Source organism: Dietzia cercidiphylli (genome assembly GCF_039531545.1).
GTDB lineage: Bacteria > Actinomycetota > Actinomycetes > Mycobacteriales > Mycobacteriaceae > Dietzia > Dietzia natronolimnaea.
The window spans coordinates 46,353-65,047 of record NZ_BAAAQG010000008.1; the positions used below are offsets into that span (position 1 = coordinate 46,353).

At 71.1% G+C, this 18,695-nt stretch carries 17 protein-coding genes and 1 pseudogene; 8 read left to right on the forward strand and 10 right to left on the reverse strand.

Annotation, left to right across the window (positions count from 1 at the left end; genetic code table 11):
• The first annotated feature begins 111 nt into the window (after window positions 1–111).
• Window positions 112–447, forward strand: a complete 336-nt coding sequence (locus ABD250_RS09705) for a YbaB/EbfC family nucleoid-associated protein (protein WP_095717156.1) — start codon at window positions 112–114, stop codon at window positions 445–447.
• An 82-nt stretch (window positions 448–529) separates the two neighbouring features.
• Window positions 530–1,135 (forward strand): annotated as a pseudogene (gene recR, locus ABD250_RS09710) (recombination mediator RecR); the annotation flags it as partial.
• Window positions 1,136–1,291: 156 nt separating this feature from the next.
• On the opposite strand, the gene ABD250_RS09715 reads toward recR, so the two are convergent.
• Window positions 1,292–2,221 carry an amidohydrolase family protein gene (locus tag ABD250_RS09715; protein ID WP_182658682.1) on the reverse strand — a complete coding sequence of 310 codons (930 nt, stop codon included), beginning with the start codon at window positions 2,219–2,221 and terminating at the stop codon, window positions 1,292–1,294.
• Window positions 2,222–2,295: 74 nt separating this feature from the next.
• Here ABD250_RS09715 and ABD250_RS09720 point away from each other — a divergent pair, with 74 nt between their 5' ends.
• A complete protein-coding gene (locus ABD250_RS09720; protein ID WP_182658683.1) occupies window positions 2,296–2,454 on the forward strand; it encodes a hypothetical protein in 159 nt (52 codons plus the stop codon).
• A gap of 27 nt (window positions 2,455–2,481) precedes the next feature.
• On the opposite strand, the gene ABD250_RS09725 is transcribed toward ABD250_RS09720, so the two are convergent.
• The 3 genes from ABD250_RS09725 to ABD250_RS09735 are packed head-to-tail and all read right to left on the reverse strand — an operon-like array spanning window position 2,482 to window position 5,678.
• A complete protein-coding gene (locus tag ABD250_RS09725; RefSeq protein ID WP_344391988.1) occupies window positions 2,482–3,291 on the reverse strand; it encodes a type 1 glutamine amidotransferase in 810 nt (269 codons plus the stop codon).
• Window positions 3,288–4,580 carry a Mur ligase family protein gene (locus tag ABD250_RS09730; protein ID WP_344391990.1) on the reverse strand — a complete coding sequence of 431 codons (1,293 nt, stop codon included), beginning with the start codon at window positions 4,578–4,580 and terminating at the stop codon, window positions 3,288–3,290. The genes ABD250_RS09725 and ABD250_RS09730 overlap by 4 nt, the downstream gene beginning before the upstream one ends.
• 27 nt (window positions 4,581–4,607) lie before the next feature.
• Entirely contained in the window at window positions 4,608–5,678 is a 1,071-nt protein-coding gene (locus ABD250_RS09735; protein ID WP_344391992.1) for a serine hydrolase, read from the reverse strand.
• A gap of 212 nt (window positions 5,679–5,890) precedes the next feature.
• On the opposite strand from ABD250_RS09735, the gene ABD250_RS09740 reads away from it, so the two are divergent.
• The 3 genes from ABD250_RS09740 (at window position 5,891) to ABD250_RS09750 (ending at window position 8,745) form a co-directional block, all read left to right on the forward strand.
• On the forward strand, window positions 5,891–6,832 hold the full coding sequence (locus ABD250_RS09740; RefSeq protein WP_182658787.1) for an exonuclease domain-containing protein: 942 nt from the start codon (window positions 5,891–5,893) through the stop codon (window positions 6,830–6,832).
• A 113-nt stretch (window positions 6,833–6,945) separates the two neighbouring features.
• Window positions 6,946–8,307, forward strand: coding sequence for an aminotransferase class III-fold pyridoxal phosphate-dependent enzyme (locus ABD250_RS09745; RefSeq protein WP_182658786.1), 1,362 nt, complete (start codon window positions 6,946–6,948; stop codon window positions 8,305–8,307).
• Window positions 8,308–8,313: 6 nt separating this feature from the next.
• Window positions 8,314–8,745, forward strand: coding sequence for a phage holin family protein (locus tag ABD250_RS09750; protein WP_182658785.1), 432 nt, complete (start codon window positions 8,314–8,316; stop codon window positions 8,743–8,745).
• Between the two features lie 138 nt (window positions 8,746–8,883).
• On the opposite strand, the gene ABD250_RS09755 is transcribed toward ABD250_RS09750, so the two are convergent.
• The 5 genes from ABD250_RS09755 to ABD250_RS09775 all read right to left on the reverse strand — a co-directional run bounded on the left by ABD250_RS09755 (window position 8,884) and on the right by ABD250_RS09775 (window position 14,789).
• The gene (locus tag ABD250_RS09755; protein WP_338404192.1) at window positions 8,884–9,939 is read right to left on the reverse strand and encodes a peptidoglycan recognition protein family protein; all 1,056 of its coding nucleotides are present in this window, start codon (window positions 9,937–9,939) and stop codon (window positions 8,884–8,886) included.
• Window positions 9,940–10,342: 403 nt separating this feature from the next.
• A complete protein-coding gene (gene leuA / locus ABD250_RS09760; RefSeq protein ID WP_182658783.1) occupies window positions 10,343–12,205 on the reverse strand; it encodes a 2-isopropylmalate synthase in 1,863 nt (620 codons plus the stop codon).
• 156 nt (window positions 12,206–12,361) lie between these two features.
• Entirely contained in the window at window positions 12,362–12,799 is a 438-nt protein-coding gene (locus tag ABD250_RS09765; protein WP_179524341.1) for a GNAT family N-acetyltransferase, read from the reverse strand.
• A 73-nt stretch (window positions 12,800–12,872) separates the two neighbouring features.
• Window positions 12,873–13,784 (reverse strand): trypsin-like serine protease, encoded by a 912-nt coding sequence (locus tag ABD250_RS09770; protein ID WP_194306949.1) that lies wholly within the window; start codon window positions 13,782–13,784, stop codon window positions 12,873–12,875.
• A gap of 114 nt (window positions 13,785–13,898) precedes the next feature.
• The gene (locus ABD250_RS09775) at window positions 13,899–14,789 is read right to left on the reverse strand and encodes a DMT family transporter (protein WP_182658782.1); all 891 of its coding nucleotides are present in this window, start codon (window positions 14,787–14,789) and stop codon (window positions 13,899–13,901) included.
• A 71-nt stretch (window positions 14,790–14,860) separates the two neighbouring features.
• On the opposite strand from ABD250_RS09775, the gene ABD250_RS09780 reads away from it, so the two are divergent.
• Entirely contained in the window at window positions 14,861–16,123 is a 1,263-nt protein-coding gene (locus tag ABD250_RS09780; RefSeq protein ID WP_182638458.1) for an aspartate kinase, read from the forward strand.
• Window positions 16,124–16,259: 136 nt separating this feature from the next.
• On the opposite strand, the gene ABD250_RS09785 is transcribed toward ABD250_RS09780, so the two are convergent.
• Window positions 16,260–17,114 (reverse strand): endonuclease domain-containing protein, encoded by an 855-nt coding sequence (locus tag ABD250_RS09785; protein ID WP_182658781.1) that lies wholly within the window; start codon window positions 17,112–17,114, stop codon window positions 16,260–16,262.
• Between the two features lie 366 nt (window positions 17,115–17,480).
• Here ABD250_RS09785 and ABD250_RS09790 point away from each other — a divergent pair, with 366 nt between their 5' ends.
• A complete protein-coding gene (locus ABD250_RS09790; protein WP_344392000.1) occupies window positions 17,481–18,515 on the forward strand; it encodes an aspartate-semialdehyde dehydrogenase in 1,035 nt (344 codons plus the stop codon).
• Window positions 18,516–18,695 lie beyond the last annotated feature (180 nt).

Sequence of the window (18,695 nt, forward strand, 5' to 3'; positions counted from 1 at the left end):
CGGCCCGCCCCGCCGCGCGGCGGGGCACGCTGTCCGATGGTGCGGTTACCCTGGGTTCCGACCGACCGGGGCCGCCCCGGCCCAGAACGGCACCAGCCGAAAGGACCCGCCATGCAGCCCGGACCCGACATGAACGCCCTCCTCGAGCAGGCCCAGCAGATGCAGGCCCAGCTCGCCCAGGCGCAGCAGGAGATCGCCGCGAGCACGGTCGACGGCCAGGCCGGTGGCGGCCTCGTCACCGTCACCATGCGCGGCACCGGTGAGGTCACCGGTGTCACGGTGGACCCCAAGGTCGTGGACCCCGAGGACATCGAGACGCTGCAGGATCTGCTCGTCGGCGCGTTCGGCGACGCCCACACCAAGGTCCAGCAGCTCGCGGAGTCGCGGCTCGGCCCGCTGGCCTCCGGTGGCGGCCTCGGCGACATGATGGGCGGCCTGGGCATGTGAGCCCGGCGGGACCCGGGGAGCTCCGGGACCCGCCACCCGGCGTCGCATCCGTCGCCGGGAACGACACAGCACAGGAACGGCGATGTACGAGGGACCAGTCCAGAACCTGATCGACGAGTTCGGCAAACTGCCGGGCGTCGGTCCGAAGTCCGCGCAGCGGCTGGCCTTCCACCTCCTGCAGGCGGAGCCGGAGTCGGTGGAGCGGCTGCGTTCCGCGCTGCAGGCGGTGGTCGACGGCGTCACGTACTGCGAGGTCTGCGGCACGGTGTCGGCGGCCGAACGCTGCCGCATCTGCTCCGACCCGCGGCGCGACCCCACGCTCGTCTGTGTGGTCGAGGAGCCCAAGGACATCGAGGCCATCGAGCGCACCCGCGAGTTCCGCGGGCTCTATCACGTGCTCGGTGGCGCGCTCGATCCCATCAACGGCATCGGGCCCAACGAACTGCGCATCGCAGCCTTGATGAGGCGGGTCGGGGAGGAGTTCGAGGGCGAGGAGATCGCGGAGATCATCATCGCGACCGACCCCAACACCACTGGCGAGGCCACCTCCACGTACCTGGCCAGGCTGCTGCGGCCGTTCCCCGAACTCGTGGTGAGCCGCCTCGCCTCGGGCCTGCCCATGGGTGCGGATCTCGAGTTCGCGGACGAGCTGACCCTGGGCAGTGCACTGTCCGGCCGCCGCATCCTGTCCGGTGGCCCCTCCCAGCCCGCGCGGTCGGGAGGCGTGCTCCGTCCGGAGCAGAGTGAGCCCCCGACCCCCCGGCCGTCTCCCGAACCATCCCCCGAGCCGGTGGAGCAGCGGATCCCCGGAGGGGACAGTGGCGCGGCGGGCCGGACCGGTCCGTCAGAGATCGAAGAGCTTCGCGGCGTTCCCGTGCCACACCGCCCGTAGCCAGTCATCGCCCATCCCGAGTCCCGCCAGGGCGTCGAGCTGGTGCGCAAACGGGTAGGGGATGTTGGGGAAGTCGGTCCCCAGGAGGATCTTGTGCCCCAGATCGGCGAGCCGCCCGCGCTCTGAGGCCGGGAACGGGCTGATCTCCTCGACGAAGTCGGTGAACGCCATGGTCGTGTCCAGGTAGACGCCGCTGTACCGCTCGGCCAGATCCAGGAACTCCGAGTACTCGCCCATGCCCATGTGGGCGATGATCAGCGGAAGATCCGGGAACCGCTCGAGCACGTCAGCGACCGGCTCCGGCCCCGTGAAGGGACCCGCCACGGGGCCGCTACCGCAGTGGATCACCGTGGGCACCTGCGCCTCCGAGAGCCGGTCCCACACCGGGTCCAGCAGCGGATCGCGAGGGTCGTACTCGCCCACCTGGATGTGCGACTTGAACACCCGGGCCCCGGCCTCGATCGCGTCCCGGACGTAGTCTCCTGCGGTCGGCTCGGGGAAGAACGTCGCGGTGTGCAGGCAGTCGGGGTGCCGTGAGGCGAAGTCCGCCGACCACGAGTTGAGCCACGCCCCCATGTCCGCCCTGTGCGGGTACAGCATCGACGAGAACGCCAGTACGCCGTAGGACCTCAGGCGGGCGACACGCTCGTCCTCGGCCTCCCGATAGGTGATCGGCCACGTCCGCCCGACCTTGGGGCCGGCGGCGTCGAAGTAGTCCCACACCTTGGCCATCACCCGGTCGGGCATGAAATGCGTGTGGACGTCGATGATCCCCGGAAGACCCAGCGGCTCCCACAGGGCGCGCACCTGTGCTGCCTCGTGCGCGGGATCGGGAGGGGTCACGGAGCCGGTGAGGGTGGCGGTGCCGTGGTGGATACACATGGATCCGAGCGTAGGCGAGCGCCGCCCTCCGGCCGACTGATCGAGTGCGACCCGGGGGCGTCCACCCCCGGGTCATGACAGCTCCGACAGCACGCACCCGCTGGGCATGGGGCATGGTCACCGTCGTCCACTACTACTTCGGCGAGGGATTCGACCGCGACGCGCTCACCGCCGGGTGGCAGCGCTGGACCGACTCGCTGTTCCCACCGGCGGCCGCCCCACCGGCGGGCTGAAAAGCCCCACCGGCGGGCTGGCAGGCGTCAACGGCGGGCGGCCGCCAGGCGTTCGCGTCGCAGTTGCTCGACCGCCGGCACCTCGATGGGCGGCAGCGAGTCCACGCCCAGCGCGCGACACAGCAGCAGGTCCGCCAGCTCGGGATTCCGGGCGAGTACCGGGCCGTGCATGTAGGTCGCGATCATCGACCCCTGCACGACCCCCTCGACCCGCCCGCCGGCACGCGCGGGTTCGCCGGCCGGGACGCCGTTGCCCACGCCCGAGGTGGCGCGTCCGAGGGGGGCGGCGTCCGGGCCCAGGACGGTGGCGCCCATGTGGTTCTCGAAGCCCGTCAGGGTCTGGGTGAGCCCGGCCAGTTGCGGCTCCACCACGAGCTCGCCGATCGAGCGCGTGGCCTGCGGCGAGGTGGTCACGTCGAGCAGGCCCAATCCGGGAGCGCGGGAGCCGTCGGAGACCATGAACCACTCGCCGAACACCTGCATCCCGGCGCAGATGGCCAGCACCGGCACCCCGCGCGCGACGGCCCGCTGCACCCCGGGCGAGCCGGACAGGTGCCGGGACGCGAGCTTCTGGGCGGTGTCCTCGCCCCCGCCCACCGTGTAGATGTCGCACGAGTCGGGAACGGCGTCGTCGAGGGTGATGCGGACGATCTCGGCGTCGTACCCGCGCCACCTCAGGCGCTGGCGCAGGATCAGGGAGTTGCCGTCGTCGCCGTAGGTGCCCATGACATCGGGCAGCACCAGGCCGATGCGCACGGTCGACTCGGTCGGCCGCGGGGAATCGGGGGAGACGGTGTCGAGCGGTGAGGCGGAGGCCCCGGCGTCGCGGTCGGTCATCGCTGCTGCTCCTTCCGGGCGGCGATCGCGCGTCCGAGGTCGCGGAACGCGGTGTAGTTGGCGAGCACCTCGACCCGGCCGGGTGGGCACCGCCTGATCGCGGTCAACGGGTCGGGCTCGAGCCGGTGCTCGACCCCGGCGTAGCTCAGGCGCACCGACAGGTCCGCGGCGCGCTCACCGGAGGCGTACACGGACACGCCCTCGAAACTCTCGAAGCGCACGTCCCACAACCACGACAGGTCCACGCCGTCGGCCACCTGTCCGTTGACCGCGATCACCAGGCCGTCCGCGGAGGTGTCGATCATGCCGAGCGCCTCCTGCCAGCCGGCCGGGTTCTTGGCCAGCAGCAGGTGCGCGGCGCGGCCGTCCACGTCCACGGTCGAGTAGCGGCCCGCCACGTCGTCGACGACCTCGACGGCACGGACCGCGGCAGCGGGGTCGGCGCCCATCGCCACGGCGGCGGCCACGGCCTGGGCGGCGTTGCCGCGGTTGGCCCGCCCCGGGATGGCCAGCCGCATCGGCGCGGTGAAGCCGTCGGGCCCGTGGATCGCGTCCTCGGTGACCCACCAGTCGGGCTCGGGCCGCGCGAACCGCCGACCGTCGGGCAGGGTGCCCTTCGCCTGCCAGTGCACGGCGCCGGTCTCGTCGACCGTGCGGCTGATCGGCTCGCCGGTGCGCGGGCAGCTCACCGAGTCGCCGGCCCAGGCGTTGCCGGCGGCCACCCACACCACCGAGGGGTTGTCGAAGGCGACGGAGGTGATCATCACGTCGTCGCAGTTGGCCACCACCGTGGCCTGCGGCTGCGCCGCCACCCCGGCCCGGAGCCGCCGCTCGATCGAGTTGATCTCACCGACCCTGTCCAGTTGATCGCGGCTCAGGTTGAGCAGCACGATCGCCTCGGGGTGGGTGTTCTCCGCGACCGCGGGGGTGTGCAGCTCGTCCACCTCGATCGCCGCGAGCGGGGCCCGGCGGTCGGCGCCGAGCGCGGAGACGATCCCGGCGTCCATGTTGTCGCCATTGGCGTTGGAGGCCACCGGAGCGACCGTCGACAGCGCGGAGGCGACCATCCTCGTCGTCGTCGACTTGCCGTTGGTCCCGGTGACCAGCACCGTCCGGCGCCCGGCGGCGAGCTGGGACATCAGGCCGGGGTCCAGCTTGAGCGCGACCAGCCCGCCGATCATCCCGCCCGACCCGCGGCCGGACACCCGCGAGGCCCAGGTGGCCAGACGGGAGACGGCCACTGCTGCGCGGCCACGGGGGGTCAGTGCGGAGTGCGCGCGGGAACTCATGCGACGAGTCTAGGCAGGGGCGCCCGCTCAGAACCGCGCCGCACCGCCGAGCGCCCGGGCCACGTCCCGACCCAGCCCGGCGATCACCTCGTCGGGTGTGTTGTCGGAGCCGGCCGCGGTGGCGATCACGGCGATCGCGTACCGGCCGGAGGCGGTGTTGACCACGGCGATGTCGTGGGCCTCGGTGTCGGTCTCGCCGGTCTTGTTGGCGGTGGACCCCGCGGGCAGGTGGGCCGGGAGCTTCCCCACCCGTTCCTGGTCGCTCATCAGGTCGAGCACGATCCGGGCGACCGCGGGCGAGGTGAGGGCCTCGCTGCCGGACGCGCGCCCGTCGGCGGCCCTGACCAACTCGGTCAGGTACTCCACGCTTCCGCGAGCGCTGACCCGGCTCCAGTCCCCGGTCCACTCCCAGCGGAAGGCGCCGCCGGTGTGGAACTCCTCGGCCAGCCCCACCCGGTCGGCCACGTCGTTGATCGCCTCGATCGGGTCGTCGGTATCGGGCGCAGAGGGGCCCTCGACGGCGAGGTCGTAGAGCAGGTTCGCGGCGTCGTTGTCCGAGACGGAGACGGCCTGCTCCAGCAGGTCTCCGAGGGTGCCGTAGGGGGTCTCGGCGGAGGGGTCGGCGTCCCAGGCCTCGAGCGCGGCCACCGCGTAGGCCACCTTGATCACCGACGCGGCGTAGCGGGGGTCGTCCTCGCCCGAGCAGACGACGCGCTCGTCCGGGGCGTCGATCGCCAGGACGCACGCCGCCAACCGGTGCCCCGCCAGCTCGGCGTCGGTGACGGCCCCGGACAGCAGTGGGCCCACCTCGCGCCACCCGGACGGGACCGGCCGCACGCGGTGGGCGGCGTCCTCCACCCGGCCGTCGGGCACGGACGTGGAGGGCTGGGCCGAGGCGGGGCGGGTGCTGGCCGACGCCGTGTCCGGACTCCCCAGCTCGGTCCCGGGAGCGGTCACCGCCACGCCGAGCAGCGCCGCCAGGCACAGTGCGCCGTACCCGCCCGCGGCCAGCCGGAACAGTCGCCGGGTGCGTCGTCGTGCCCGCACCGGGGCGTCCCGCAGGCGAGCGGCGGGGGTGTCCGACCGGTACCGCGCCACGGGCTCTCCTGGATCTGGCCGGACCGGCGGTGGCCGGTTCGATGAGCTGTCGGCGTCGAGGATAGTCCGCGCGCGCGACCCGGGGGAGTCGCGCGGATGGACGGAATGGGGCGGGAAAAGCGGCTCGGACGCCGGAGATGTCGGGGCGGTCTGCCAACATAGGCGGCACGGGCGGACGTGGTCGGCACTGACGGCACGGGAGACGGGGTGACATGAGCGGCTGGGTGGTGGTGGACGTCGAGACGTCCGGGATGAGGCCGTCGGTCGACCGGGTGCTGTCGGTGGCGGCGGTGGTGATCGACGACGACGGCGAGGTGGTCGAGGAGTTCGCGACCCTGCTGAACCCGGGGGTCGACCCGGGGCCGGTCCACGTGCACGGACTCACCCCGGCCCTGCTCGCGGGCAAACCGCGCTACGCCGACGTGGCCGCGGACCTGGCCCGGGTGCTCGACGGCCGCACCGTGGTGGCCCACAACGCCACGTTCGACGCGTCCTTCCTGTCCTCCGAGGCGCGACGGGCCGGACTCGAGCCGCCGCTGGAGCGGTTCCTGTGCACGCTGGACTTCGCGGGCCGGCTGCACCTGTCCACCGCCGACCTCAAGCTGGTCACGCTCGCCGCGCACTTCGGGGTGGAGCAACGGGCCGCGCACGACGCCCACGATGACGCGCTGGTCCTGGCCGGGGTGTTCGCAGGGATGCTGCAGGTGGCCGCGGCCAAGGACGTGCAGCCCTCGGTGCGCGAGCTCGACGGGATGCTGGCGGACCCGGAGACCGGCTTCCTGGTCTCCCGCGTGTGGGCCGAGGCTCTTGCGGCACCCAGGCTCTGGCGGCCGGCCGGGCGGCTGAAGCGCGGCGGCGGGCTGGTGCAGGGCATGGAGGTGGTCTTCACGCAGGACGTGGACCGCGACCCGGAGGAGATCGCCGGCCTCGTCGTCGACTCGGGTCTCTACCTGGCCGACCGCATCTCCTCCCGCACCTCGCTGGCCGTGTGCGACGCCCCCGGCGCTGTCCGGGGCCGCGCGGCGTTCGCCCGCAAGAAGGGGCTCGAACTGGTCCCGTTCGCCCGGTTCTCCGAGATGCTCGCCGACGTGGCGCCCGGGCGGCCCGTCGCGGGCGCCCAGGCGGTGGACAGCGCGCAGGAGGCGCTCTTCTGACACGCGCCTCCTGACGCACGTGTTCCGCATCGTGGGGCGCTGGTCCGAGTGGGCGTCGCGGAACTGACATGATGGGCTGCGGCCCACGTCGTCGACAACAGGAGTACCGTCCCGTGCCCGCACCCCAGAACGCCGCCGCCCGCGAGGTCTACGAGAAGGAGCGGGCCCACGTCCTGACCCCGTGGTCCGCCTGGGGCGCCAGCGACCCGATGGTCGTCACCGCCGCAGAGGGCTGCCACCTCACCGACGGCGACGGCAACCGCCTGCTCGACTTCACCTCCCAGCTGGTCAACACCAACATCGGCCACCAGCACCCCGTGGTGGTCAAGGCCATCCAGGACCAGGCCGCCGAGCTGTGCACCATCAACCCCGCGCACGCCAACGCCGCCCGCGCCGAGGCCGCCCGGCTGGTCGCCGAGGTCGCACCCGCCGGCATGAACCGCGTGTTCTTCACCAACGCCGGCACCGAGGCCGTCGAGCACGCCGTCCGCATGGCGCGCCGCCACACCGGCCGGCACAAGACCCTCTCGGCGTTCCGCAGCTACCACGGCGCCACCACCACCTCGATGAACCTCACCGGTGATGCCCGCCGCTGGGCCAACGACCACGGCAACACCGGCGCCGTGCACTTCCACGCGCCCTACCTGTACCGGTCGCAGTTTTACGCGGAGAACGAGAAGCAGGAGTGCGACCGCGCGCTCGAGCACCTGGACTCGCTCATCGCGCTGGAGGGTCCGGACCACTTCGCGGCCCTGATCATCGAGTCGGTGCCCGGCACGGTCGGGATCATGGTGCCGCCGGCCGACTACCTGCGCGGTGTGCGGGAGATCTGCGACAAGTACGGGATCGTCATGATCTGTGACGAGGTCATGTCCGGCTTCGGGCGCACCGGCGCCTGGCTGGCCCTGGACAACTTCCGGTCCGGAGACGACGACTGGGCCCCCGACCTCATCACCTTCGCCAAGGGCTCCAACTCCGGTTACGTCCCCTTGGGCGGGGTGATCCTGCACGACCGGATCGCCGCCTCCTTCGAGACCACCCCCTACACCGGTGGCCTGACCTACGCCGGGCACCCGCTGGCCTGCGCCTCCGTGGTGGCCACGATCAACCTGATGCGTGACGAGAAGATCGTCGAGAACGCCCGCACGATCGGCGAGGACGTGATCGGCCCGCGCCTGCGCGAGCTCGCACGGACGCACCCGTCGATCGGCGAGGTCCGCGGCCTGGGAGTGTTCTGGGCCGTGGAGATGGTGGCCGACCGCGAGACACGCGAGCCCCTCGCCCCCTACGGTGGGACATCGGAGGCCATGGCCAGGACCTTCGCCGCCGCCAAGTCCGACGGCGTGCTGTTGTTCATGAACTACAACCGATTCCACATCGTTCCGCCCTGCATCATCACGGCCGACGAGGCGAACGCGGGGCTCGATATCTTCGACCGCGCACTCGATGTGGCCGATTCCTATGTGGGGAGCTGACCGGACATGGCGCTGATACTGGGCCTGATCGTCAACGCCGTCGCCCTGTGGGTGGCGACTCTGATCGTGCCGGGGATCTCCCTGTACGAGACCGCCGGTGTCGCCGACATGGACGCCGGCGCCATCGATAATGAGGTGAGCGTGCCGACCATCGCGGCGCTGCTCATCGTGGCCGTGGTGTTCACGCTGATCAACGCGGTGATCAAGCCGATCGTGCAGCTGCTGTCGCTGCCGCTGACCATCCTCACGCTGGGGCTGTTCCTGCTGGTGATCAACGCGCTGATGCTCATGCTCACCAGCTGGGTCACCACCACGTTCCAGCTGTTCGGTGCCGAGTACCTGGTGAGCGGGTTCTGGGCGGCGTTCTTCGGGGCGATCGTGATCGGCCTGGTCAACTGGGTGCTGGGCATGGTGCTCCCCACGCGCGCCCGCGACTGAGGTCCGGCCGCTGCACCGAGCCCGGCCGCTGCACCGAGCCCGGCCGCCGCACGAGAAGAGCGTTCCGCACACATCCGCCGAGAGGCAGGTGTGCGGAACGCTCTTTTCGATGGGAGAGGTGGGTCCGTCAGACGACGCTCAGGAGCCGAAGGCGGCCGAGGAGATCGCGTTCGGGGACCAGCCGCGCGCGGCGGTGTCGCGGATGAACTGCATCTGCGGGTAGAACGAGTTGCCCGGGCAGGCGGTCCCGCCCCAGTCGCGGTGGCCCGAGACGGCCGGCATGTTGCGCGTGGCACCGCCCTGCGGGTTGCGGTAGGTGATGCCGCCGCGCGGGTTGATGCCCGTGGCCGAACAGAGGGCACGAACGCAGTCGATGGTCGCGCCCACGGCAGCGGGGGTCGGCGGCGCTCCGGTGAAGTCGCCCAGCACGCAGATCCCGATATTGCCGTTGTTGACGCCGCCCGTGTGGCCCGCGGTGACCACCGGGGGAGCGATGCCGGCGACCGGAGGCACCTGGAAGACCGGGGTCCCGCCGACGGTTCCGCCGCGGCCCTGGTAGATCCGGCCCTCCGGGTCGATGAGCAGGTGGTACCCGACGTCGCCCCAGCCCAGCGTGTTGGCGTGGTAGTTGTAGATCGCGCGCACACTCGCGGCGCGGTCCGGTCCCACGGGCGAGGCCGTGTGGTGGATCGTGATCGCCTGCGCCGGGTGGAACTGCGGTGCCCAGCGGTTCCCCGAGACGTCACCGGGGCCCCATGCCGCCCGCGGGATGATCGGCAGGCCGAGCGTTCCGACGCTCCCCAGGCTGTAGTTGCGCGGTGCGGCCCGGCCGTCGTCGAACGCGGTGGCACGGGCGCCCGCGGGGGCGTCGACCTCGTAGCCCACGGATCCCAGCGGCGCGGCGACGAGATCGGACGCGGGAGTGCTGCCGCTGTCCGGGGCGGAGTCCATCGCCTCGAGCGGGAGCCAGTCGCCCACCGAGCCGTCGGGGAACGCGAACCGGATCCGGCCGGCGATCTCCTCGGCGCTGGGGAAGGTCACCCCCACGTAGCCGAGCGGGCCGTTCGGCTGGATCATCCCGCTGCCGGTCGGGACCGACTTGAGCAGGTCCTGGGCCATGCCGAGGGAACCGGTGTCGAACGGGTTGGCCCCGGCGAGGGGGCCACGGACGGAGGAGGCGACTGCGACGCCCACCCCGACTGACGCGGCGGTGAGAAACCCACGGCGTGAAACGGGCATAAGGGTGCACTCCAGACTTGTACTGCAGAAACTGACGCCTGGCATATCGGCGCGATCGACCGCCACATTACGCGCTCGACGTAACCAAATCGAGACCTTTGTTACCGGAGTGATACATGTGACGAGTGAGGTTCAGGAGGCGCCTCTGGAGCCTTCAAGGGCTGGTCTTTGCGGGCCCGACGCCAGACCACGCGCCCACTCGGCCGCCGAGCCCACGCATCGACAGGCCGCCTCGCCCAACGAGAAGAGCGTTCCGCACACCCGGCTCTCGGGCGATGTGTGCGGAACGCTCTTCTCGTTGGGACCAACTCCTGGGACCAGCCCCCCGGGGCCAGCCCCCCAGGACCAGCCCCAGGTGTCAGGGGGCCCAGGTCCGGGCGCCCACGGTGCTGCCCACGGGCTCGTCGGAGCCCACGGCCTCGTCGGCGTACGCGCGGTTCACGGCCGAGACCACGGCGCGCAGCGTCGCGGTGGTGATGGAACCGGCACGGCCGACTCCCCAGAACACCCGGTTACCGAACTGCACCTCGACGTACGCCGCCGCGGTGGCGTCGTCGCCGGCGGTCATGGCGTGCTCCGAGTAGTCGAGGATGCGCACCTCGTCGTCGAACATCTCGTTGAGCGCGGCGACGAACGCCGCCAGGGGGCCGTTACCGGACCCGGTCAGCTCCTTGGTCTCGCCCTTCCACTTGACCACGGCGTCGATCGAGTCCACGCCGTCGTCGGTCTCGGCGGGAACGAGGTGCTGCGACATGCGCTCCATGGGTGAGACGCGGTCCAGGTACTCCAGCGAGAAGATGTCCCACATCTGCTTGGGCGTGACCTCGCCGCCCTCGGAGTCGGTGACGCTCTGCACCAGCCCGGAGAACTCCATCTGCAGGCGCCGCGGCAGCTGCAGGCCGTAGTCGCTCTTCATGATGTAGGCCACGCCGCCCTTGCCGGACTGCGAGTTCACGCGGATCACGGCCTCGTAGGTGCGGCCCTCGTCCTTGGGGTCCACGGGCAGGTAGGGGACCTCCCACGTGATGTCGGTGATGTCCTCGCCGCGCGCGTCGGCCTCGACCTGCAGAGCGTCGAAGCCCTTGTTGATCGCGTCCTGGTGCGAGCCCGAGAAGGCGGTGAAGACCAGGTCGCCGCCGTAGGGGTGACGCTCGGGTACGCGCAGCTGGTTGGCGTACTCGACGGTGCGGCGGATCTCGTCCATGTCCGAGAAGTTGATCTGCGGGTCGACGCCGCGGGTGAGCAGGTTCATGCCCAGCGTCACCAGGCAGACGTTGCCGGTGCGCTCGCCGTTGCCGAACAGGCAGCCCTCGATGCGGTCGGCGCCGGCCTGGAAGGCCAGCTCGGCGGCGGCCACGCCGGTGCCACGGTCGTTGTGCGGGTGCAGCGACAGGATCGTGGAGTCGCGGCGCGCCAGATTGCGGTGCATCCACTCGATCTGGTCGGCGTACACGTTGGGCGTGGCCATCTCGACCGTCGCGGGCAGGTTGAGGATGATCGGGTTCTCCGGAGTGGCGCCCACGACCTCGGTGACGGCGTCGCAGACCTCCTTGGAGAACGCGAGCTCGGTGCCGGTGAACGACTCGGGGGAGTACTCCCAGCGCCAGTTGGTGTCCGGGTAGTCCTTCGCGATGGCGGTCACCAGCTCGGCGGCGTCGGTGGCGATCTTCTTGATCGCGTCGCGGTCCTTACGGAACACGACCTTGCGCTGCAGGATCGAGGTCGAGTTGTAGAAGTGCACGATCACGTTGGACGCGCCTTCGCACGCCTCGAACGTGCGGCGGATCAGGTCCTCCCGGCACTGCACCAGCACCTGGATGGTGACGTCGGAGGGGATCGCCTCGTCCTCGATGATCTCGCGGACGAAGTCGTAGTCGGTCTGCGAGGCAGACGGGAACCCGACCTCGATCTCCTTGTAGCCCATGCGGACCAGCAGTTCGAACATCCGGCGCTTGCGGGCCGGGCTCATGGGGTCGATCAGCGCCTGGTTGCCGTCACGCAGGTCCACGGCGCACCACTGGGGCGCGTGGGTGATGACCTTGTCCGGCCAGGTGCGGTCGGGCAGCGAGACGTCCTCGACCTCCTCCGCGAAGGGCCGGTACCGGTGGGCCGGCATCGAGGAGCCCTTCTGTCGGTTCCACGACGGTTGGTCGGGGCGTCCGGGCTTGGAGGGGGGAGTGATGGTCGACGACGACGAGACGAATGCGTCAGCGGGATTCATTGCGGGGCTCTACTTCCGTGGATTCGATCTGTGGGGATCGGACCGGCGCGACGAGATCCCGCGACGGGGAGCCGGTCCGCCTCAGCGGGCCCCGCCGCGGCACCCAAGAAGGAGCACGCGCTGCATGGGGGTCACGATACACGGTTCCGCAGGGTCTCACGGAATCGGGATGACGAAGGTTGTGGACCCCGTGGTCGCTTCCGGCGGGGAGAGCGGGGAGTCGGCGCCCAGCTCCTGGTCGTGGTGCATCGACCCCCACAGTCTGCGACAGCCGGCCTCCTCGGCGATACCGAGCGCCTTGTCCACCAGTTGATGGGCGATCCCGCGGCCACGCAGCGGTTCGCTCACCCGGATCCCGTAGACGAACAGGTCCGGGCTGGCGCCCAGGTAACCGGTCTCCACCGCCACCAACATGCCCACCGGGACCTCGTCCTGCAGCGCCAGCAACAGCAGGTTGGATCCGTTGTCGAGGAAGTCCCGGGTCCACTCCGCGGTGGGCGGGTAGCTGAACAGGTCGTCGGCGGTCAGCACCAGGTCGAGGTCGCCGCGCGAGGCGCGACGGATCACGAGCTCCGGTTGCTCCGGCGAGGTCATCTGTTCAGTGTGACAAATACGCGGGCGGTCCGGTGCACGTGAGTGACGGCCGGGTGCGACCGGTACCTCGTCGTCAACGGTTGGCGATCATCCAGTCGATCCAACCGTTCTGGAACGGGACCGACTCGTACCAGGCCGGATTGGTGCCGTCGGGCTGGCGTCGTGCGTGGTCGGAACCGGAATGGATGCCCACCAGCAGGTCGCCGTGGAAGACGGGCCCGCCGGAGTCCCCGGCCCCGTATCCGCCCTGGATGGTGTGGGACCGGCCGATGCGGGATCCGCCCCGCGGCTCCATCCGCTCGAGGCGGGTGAGTCCGGTGCGCAGCTCCGCGGCGCGCTGACCGCCGGGCGAGGTGGCGCCGAAGCCGTGGAACCGCAGCACGTCGCCGGCCACGGGGTCCCTGCCCGCGCGCTTGACGGACGGGGACGGCGCCGGATGCGCCAGCTTGAGCAGCATGACGTCCCCGGCGGGCGCGTGGTAGGCGGCGACGGGGGTGTGCCGCCCGATGCTGCCGGTCTCGAGGGATCCGAACGCCCCGACGATCTGGGGGGTGGCGAGCGAGGCGGTCTCGGCGAACCCGCCCGGGACGGTCGCCCCGTTGCCGAATCCCAGGGTGTACGCGTTCGGGTTGGCGGGGCCGCAGTGCCTGGCCGTCGCCACCCAGTACGGGGCCACCACCACTCCGGAGCACGGGGTGCCGGGGATCCCGCTGAACGTGGTGATCTGGACGGCCCAGGGCGCCGGCCCGGAGGGAGTGCCGTTGACCACGGCCCCGGCGGTGGGGGCGGAGACGGCGAGCGGGGCGATGACCGCGGCGACCGAGGCGAGCGTCGTCGCCACCAGGCGGGACGTGCGGCGTGACCCCCGGTGGGTCTCACTGCGGCAGTCACGGCGGGAATCGCGGCGGGAATCACGGCGGGAATCGCGGCCGCCCTGTGCGGCGCGGCTGTTGCTCGAGGTGCCGCTGGGGCGGGTGAGGCGCATGAGGCTCAGCGTAAGTGATGGGATCGACGTGCGCTGCCGCTCGGGGTAGGTCCTCATGGCTCTGGAATCGCGGCCCACCCCGCCCGCGTTACCCCGGGACCGACTGCGCCGGCGTCACCCGTGGCCCACTGCCCCCGCGTTGCCCGGGACCGACTGCGTCTCCTGGTCGACCTCCTTGTTGGCCAAGCGCACGGTCGCCACCACCATCAGGACGAGGGTCGCGGCGAGGATCGCCAGCTCGGGGCCGTCGACGGTGAACCACTCGCCCAGGACCACCACGCCCAGTCCCAGCGCGACGACGGGCGTGGTGACGGTGGAGGCGGGCACCGCCTGGTGCACGGCCCCCGCGGAGAACGACATCTGCTGCAGCGTCAGCGCGATCACCGCCGCCGCCACCAGTCCGTACACCTCACCCGTGGTGAACACCTCGAGCAACCCGCCCGAGTACCACCGGTCGGCCACACCCTTGGTGAGCAGCGCGACGTAGGCGAACGCGAGACCGCCGGCGACACCCAGGAGCAGCGCGCGGTTACCGTTGCGGCGTCGGTTCCGGGACAGGCGCAGCAGCACGGCGATGACGGCGAGCCCGGCCGCGCACGCGAGCGCCCACTCGTACCAGGGCGGGTGCGCGTCTCCTCCCGTCGGTCGCCCGTAGATCACCAGGACGACCACGCATCCCGCCAGGACGTATCCCCAGAACAGTTCGGTCTTGGTCACCCGCCGGCCGGTCACCCACGCTCCGAGGGGGAGCGCGAAGGTCAGTGAGAGGACGGTGATGGTCTGCACGAGGATGAGCGAGCCGAATGCCAGCGCCCCACCCTGGAAGGCGAATCCGGCCAGGCTGATCGCCATGCCCGACCACCAGTACCTGCTGGCGAGAACGCCGAAGCGGCCCTCGAGCCGACCCCCGGCGCGGTCCTTCGTGCGGTGCCGCATCACGGTGCCGAAGGCCTGGCTGAGGGCGGAGGCGAGGGCCAGGAGGACGGCCACCCAAGTTTCAGTCATCGATGATGAGTAAACACCTCCCGTAATGTAGGGCTGCGTTAAGCCGATCAACACCGGAAGGGTGTGACCGCGTGGCACTCGTAGTGCAGAAGTACGGCGGCTCCTCCGTGGAGTCCGCAGAACGTATCCGTCGGGTGGCCGAACGGATCGTCGAGACCAGGAAGGCGGGCAACGACGTCGTCGTCGTCGCCTCCGCGATGGGGGACACGACCGACGAGTTGTTGGACCTGGCGGACCAGGTCTGCCCGGCGCCCCCGCAGCGCGAGATGGACATGCTGCTGACCTCGGGCGAGAGGATCTCCAACGCCCTGCTGGCCATGGCCATCAGTTCGTTCGGGATGGAGGCGTACTCGTTCACCGGCTCGCAGGCCGGGATCATCACCACCACCAAGCACGGCGACAGCCGGATCATCGACATCACACCGGGGCGGGTCCGCGACGCCCTGGACCAGGGCAAGATCGCTCTGGTCGCCGGGTTCCAGGGTGTGTCCCGGGAGACCCGCGACGTCACGACCCTGGGTCGTGGCGGTTCGGACACCACCGCGGTGGCCATGGCGTCCGCGTTGGGCGCCGACGTCTGCGAGATCTACTCGGACGTCGACGGCATCTACACCGCCGACCCCCGGATCGTCCCCGACGCCCGCAAGCTCGACACCATCTCGTACGAGGAGATGCTGGAGATGGCGGCCGTCGGTTCGAAGATCCTCAACCTGCGGAGCGTCGAGTTCGCCCGCCGGTACCACGTGCCCCTGCGCGTGCGCTCGTCGTATTCGACCAACCCAGGCACGCTCGTGGCCGGAAAAGTGGAGGACATCCCCGTGGAAGACGCAGTCCTGACCGGAGTCGCTCACGACGCCTCGGAGGCCAAGATCACGGTCGTCGGAATCCCGGACCAGCCGGGGTACGCCGCCAAGATCTTCCGCGTGGTGGCCGACGCCGAGATCAACATCGACATGGTCCTGCAGAACGTCTCCAAGGCGGAGGGCAAGACCGACATCACCTTCACCTGCCCGCGTGAGGTCGGGGCCAGGGCCGTCGAGGTGCTCTCGCAGGCCAAGGACGACCTCGGGATCGACCAGGTGCTCTACGACGACAACGTCGGCAAGGTCTCCCTGGTCGGCGCCGGCATGAAGTCGCATCCGGGCGTCACCGCGACGTTCTGCGAGTCGCTGTCCGAGGCCGGGGTCAACATCGAGCTCATCTCCACCTCGGAGATCCGCATCTCGGCGCTGGTCCGCGAGGACGAGCTCCCCGAGAGCGTCCGCGCCCTGCACGCCGCGTTCGAGCTGGGCGGCGAGGAGGAGGCCCAGGTCTACGCCGGCACCGGCCGCTGACCTGAGCCCCTGCGTCCCCCCACCTCGAGAAGACAGTTCCGCACACATCGCCCGAGAGCGCGTGTGCGGAACTGTCTTTTCGTCGGCGCACTGCCGTCCGTCGGTCGGTGCCCGCCCGCCGGCTGGCGCACTGCCGTCAGCCGCCGCGCTCGCGGACGCCAGCCCGTATGTCGGCGGCGGTGGCGTGTTCATCCCGGGTGACCATCGTGGTGGTGAGGGGGTAGACCAGCCATCCCGCGCGGCGCAGGCGGTTCCAGCGGGTGAGGTCCTTGGCGTGCTGCGCCGGTGTGCGGTGGTACTCGCCGTCGTACTCGACGCCGACCTTGAGGTCACGACGCGCGAGGTCGAGGACATACGGGAGGCCGGGTGCGGGCACCTGCGTCTCGAACCTCGTGAGCCCGTGTCGGAGTAGGAACAGTCGGGTCCGGGTCTCCCACGGCGACGCGGCTCCGGTGTCGCAGAGGTCGAGTGCGGCCAGGACCTGTCGTTTGCCGGGGATCCGTCGGGGGTCCATCGAGAGTGGCCGGACGTCGCGCTCCGGGTCGACGCCGATGGACGGGCCCGCATCCAATGCACAGACGGCGTCCGTCAGGTCACCGCGCCGCGCGATGTCGAACAGCGCCCATGCGGGGCTCGCGGCCAGGCCGGCACCCGCGGTTCCGGTCAGGTGGCACACGTGTTCCCGTGGGATCGTGTACTGGCGGCCGATCATGCCGGGCCGACGTACCCGCGTCGAGCCGGCGGCGAACTCGTCGGGGTAGTCCCGCGGCGGGAACGGGTGGCCGTGTGCGTCGGCGGCCAGCCAGCCGGTCGCGATCGCGCCGGGGTACAGCGCGGTGATCGCCGTGATCCGGGTGAGCGGGTGGTCGCGGTCGGCGGTGCGCGGGACCCACAGGCCTCGGTGGTGCGGGACGAGGCCGCTGGAGTGCAGGCGCCGCCCGCGTTCGGGGACGAGGTCGCGGGTGCGGCGGGGAGACGGGTCGGGGCGCATGGGGCAAGCGTCGACGACGACGAGCGTGGCATCCCTCGTCCATCCCGCGATTTCGGCATCGTCTGTGGAGACGGGCGGCCATGTGGAGCATCGGGCCCGCCAGCCCATGGGGCCCGCCAGCCCATCGGGCCCGCCAGCCCATCGAAAAGGACGTTTCGCACACCTCCCTCTCGGCCGACGTGAGCCGAACAGACTTCTCGTTGGTCGGCGATGGCGAGGTCGGCCGCTCCCCGCACTGTGACGCGGGCCGCTGTCCATCGCCACCGGCCTCGGTAGACTGGGTCCCCACACCGGTCGGTCGAGCGCAGGGCGGAGAACCCGTCCGCGGCGGGCCGGGACAGAACCTTTCAGGAGTTGACCTCAACGATGACCACTGTCGCCGTAGTCGGAGCCACGGGCCAGGTGGGGCGCGTGATGCGCGCCCTGCTGGAGGAGCGGGACTTCCCGGCTGACAAGGTGCGGTTCTTCGCCTCCGCCCGGTCGGCGGGCACCACGCTGCCGTTCCGCGGCGAGGAGATCGTCGTGGAGGACACGGCCGACACCACCGACGAGGAGCTCAAGGGCATCGACATCGCCCTGTTCTCCGCGGGCGGCACGATGTCCAAGGAGCAGGCCCCTCGGTTCGCCGCGGCTGGCGCCGTCGTCGTCGACAATTCCAGCGCCTGGCGCAAGGACCCCGACGTCCCGCTGATCGTCTCCGAGGTCAACCCCGAGGCCGCGCAGAACCCGCCCAAGGGCATCATCGCCAACCCCAACTGCACCACCATGGCCGCGATGCCGGTGCTCAAGGTGCTGCACGACGCCGCGGGGCTCACGCGCCTCGTCGTCTCCACGTACCAGGCCGTGTCCGGGTCGGGGTTGCAGGGCGTGCGGACCCTCGAGGAGCAGGTGACCGGGAACGTCGGCGTCGGCCACGAGTTGGTGCACGACGGCGCGGCGCTCAAGGTGGACGACACGGGGCCGTACGTGGCGCCGATCGCGTTCAACGTGCTGCCGATGGCGGGCGCGCTGGTCGACGACGGGTCCGGGGAGACCGACGAGGAGCAGAAGCTGCGCAACGAGTCGCGCAAGATCCTCGGGCTGCCGGAGCTGCGCGTCGCCGGCACCTGCGTGCGCGTACCCGTGTTCACCGGCCACACGCTGAGCATCAACGCCGAGTTCGAGCGGGACATCACCCCGGAGCAGGCGCGCGAGCTGCTGTCCTCGGCGGCCGGCGTGAAGGTCGTGGACGTGCCGACCCCGCTGGACGCCGCGGGCATCGACGAATCGCTGGTGGGCCGCATCCGACAGGACCAGTCGATCGAGGGCAACAGGGGCCTGAACCTCATGGTGGCGGGCGACAACCTGCGCAAGGGCGCCGCGCTCAACACGATCCAGATCGCGGAGCTGCTGGTCAAGTAACGCCGGTGCTGGTCACGTAGTCAGCCGAGGGGGGGAGCCGTTCGGTAGGACGACGATGACGAGCTCCGCAGCAGCCCTTGACGAGAGCCGTCGCCCGGTCACGCTGATTGGGCGGCGGCGCCGGTCGCGAGCGGGGGAGCCGCGGAACTCCACACTGAGTGGCCGCTACACGCAAGCTGC

Coding starts and splice junctions, on each gene's coding strand:
- ABD250_RS09705 (WP_095717156.1), top strand. CDS start 112: ATGCAGCCCGGACCCGACATGAACGCCCTCCTCGAGCAGGCCCAGCAG.
- ABD250_RS09715 (WP_182658682.1), bottom strand. CDS start 2,221: ATGTGTATCCACCACGGCACCGCCACCCTCACCGGCTCCGTGACCCCT.
- ABD250_RS09720 (WP_182658683.1), top strand. CDS start 2,296: ATGACAGCTCCGACAGCACGCACCCGCTGGGCATGGGGCATGGTCACC.
- ABD250_RS09725 (WP_344391988.1), bottom strand. CDS start 3,291: ATGACCGACCGCGACGCCGGGGCCTCCGCCTCACCGCTCGACACCGTC.
- ABD250_RS09730 (WP_344391990.1), bottom strand. CDS start 4,580: ATGAGTTCCCGCGCGCACTCCGCACTGACCCCCCGTGGCCGCGCAGCA.
- ABD250_RS09740 (WP_182658787.1), top strand. CDS start 5,891: ATGAGCGGCTGGGTGGTGGTGGACGTCGAGACGTCCGGGATGAGGCCG.
- ABD250_RS09750 (WP_182658785.1), top strand. CDS start 8,314: ATGGCGCTGATACTGGGCCTGATCGTCAACGCCGTCGCCCTGTGGGTG.
- leuA (WP_182658783.1), bottom strand. CDS start 12,205: ATGAATCCCGCTGACGCATTCGTCTCGTCGTCGTCGACCATCACTCCC.
- ABD250_RS09765 (WP_179524341.1), bottom strand. CDS start 12,799: ATGACCTCGCCGGAGCAACCGGAGCTCGTGATCCGTCGCGCCTCGCGC.
- ABD250_RS09770 (WP_194306949.1), bottom strand. CDS start 13,784: ATGCGCCTCACCCGCCCCAGCGGCACCTCGAGCAACAGCCGCGCCGCA.
- ABD250_RS09775 (WP_182658782.1), bottom strand. CDS start 14,789: ATGACTGAAACTTGGGTGGCCGTCCTCCTGGCCCTCGCCTCCGCCCTC.
- ABD250_RS09785 (WP_182658781.1), bottom strand. CDS start 17,114: ATGCGCCCCGACCCGTCTCCCCGCCGCACCCGCGACCTCGTCCCCGAA.
- ABD250_RS09790 (WP_344392000.1), top strand. CDS start 17,481: ATGACCACTGTCGCCGTAGTCGGAGCCACGGGCCAGGTGGGGCGCGTG.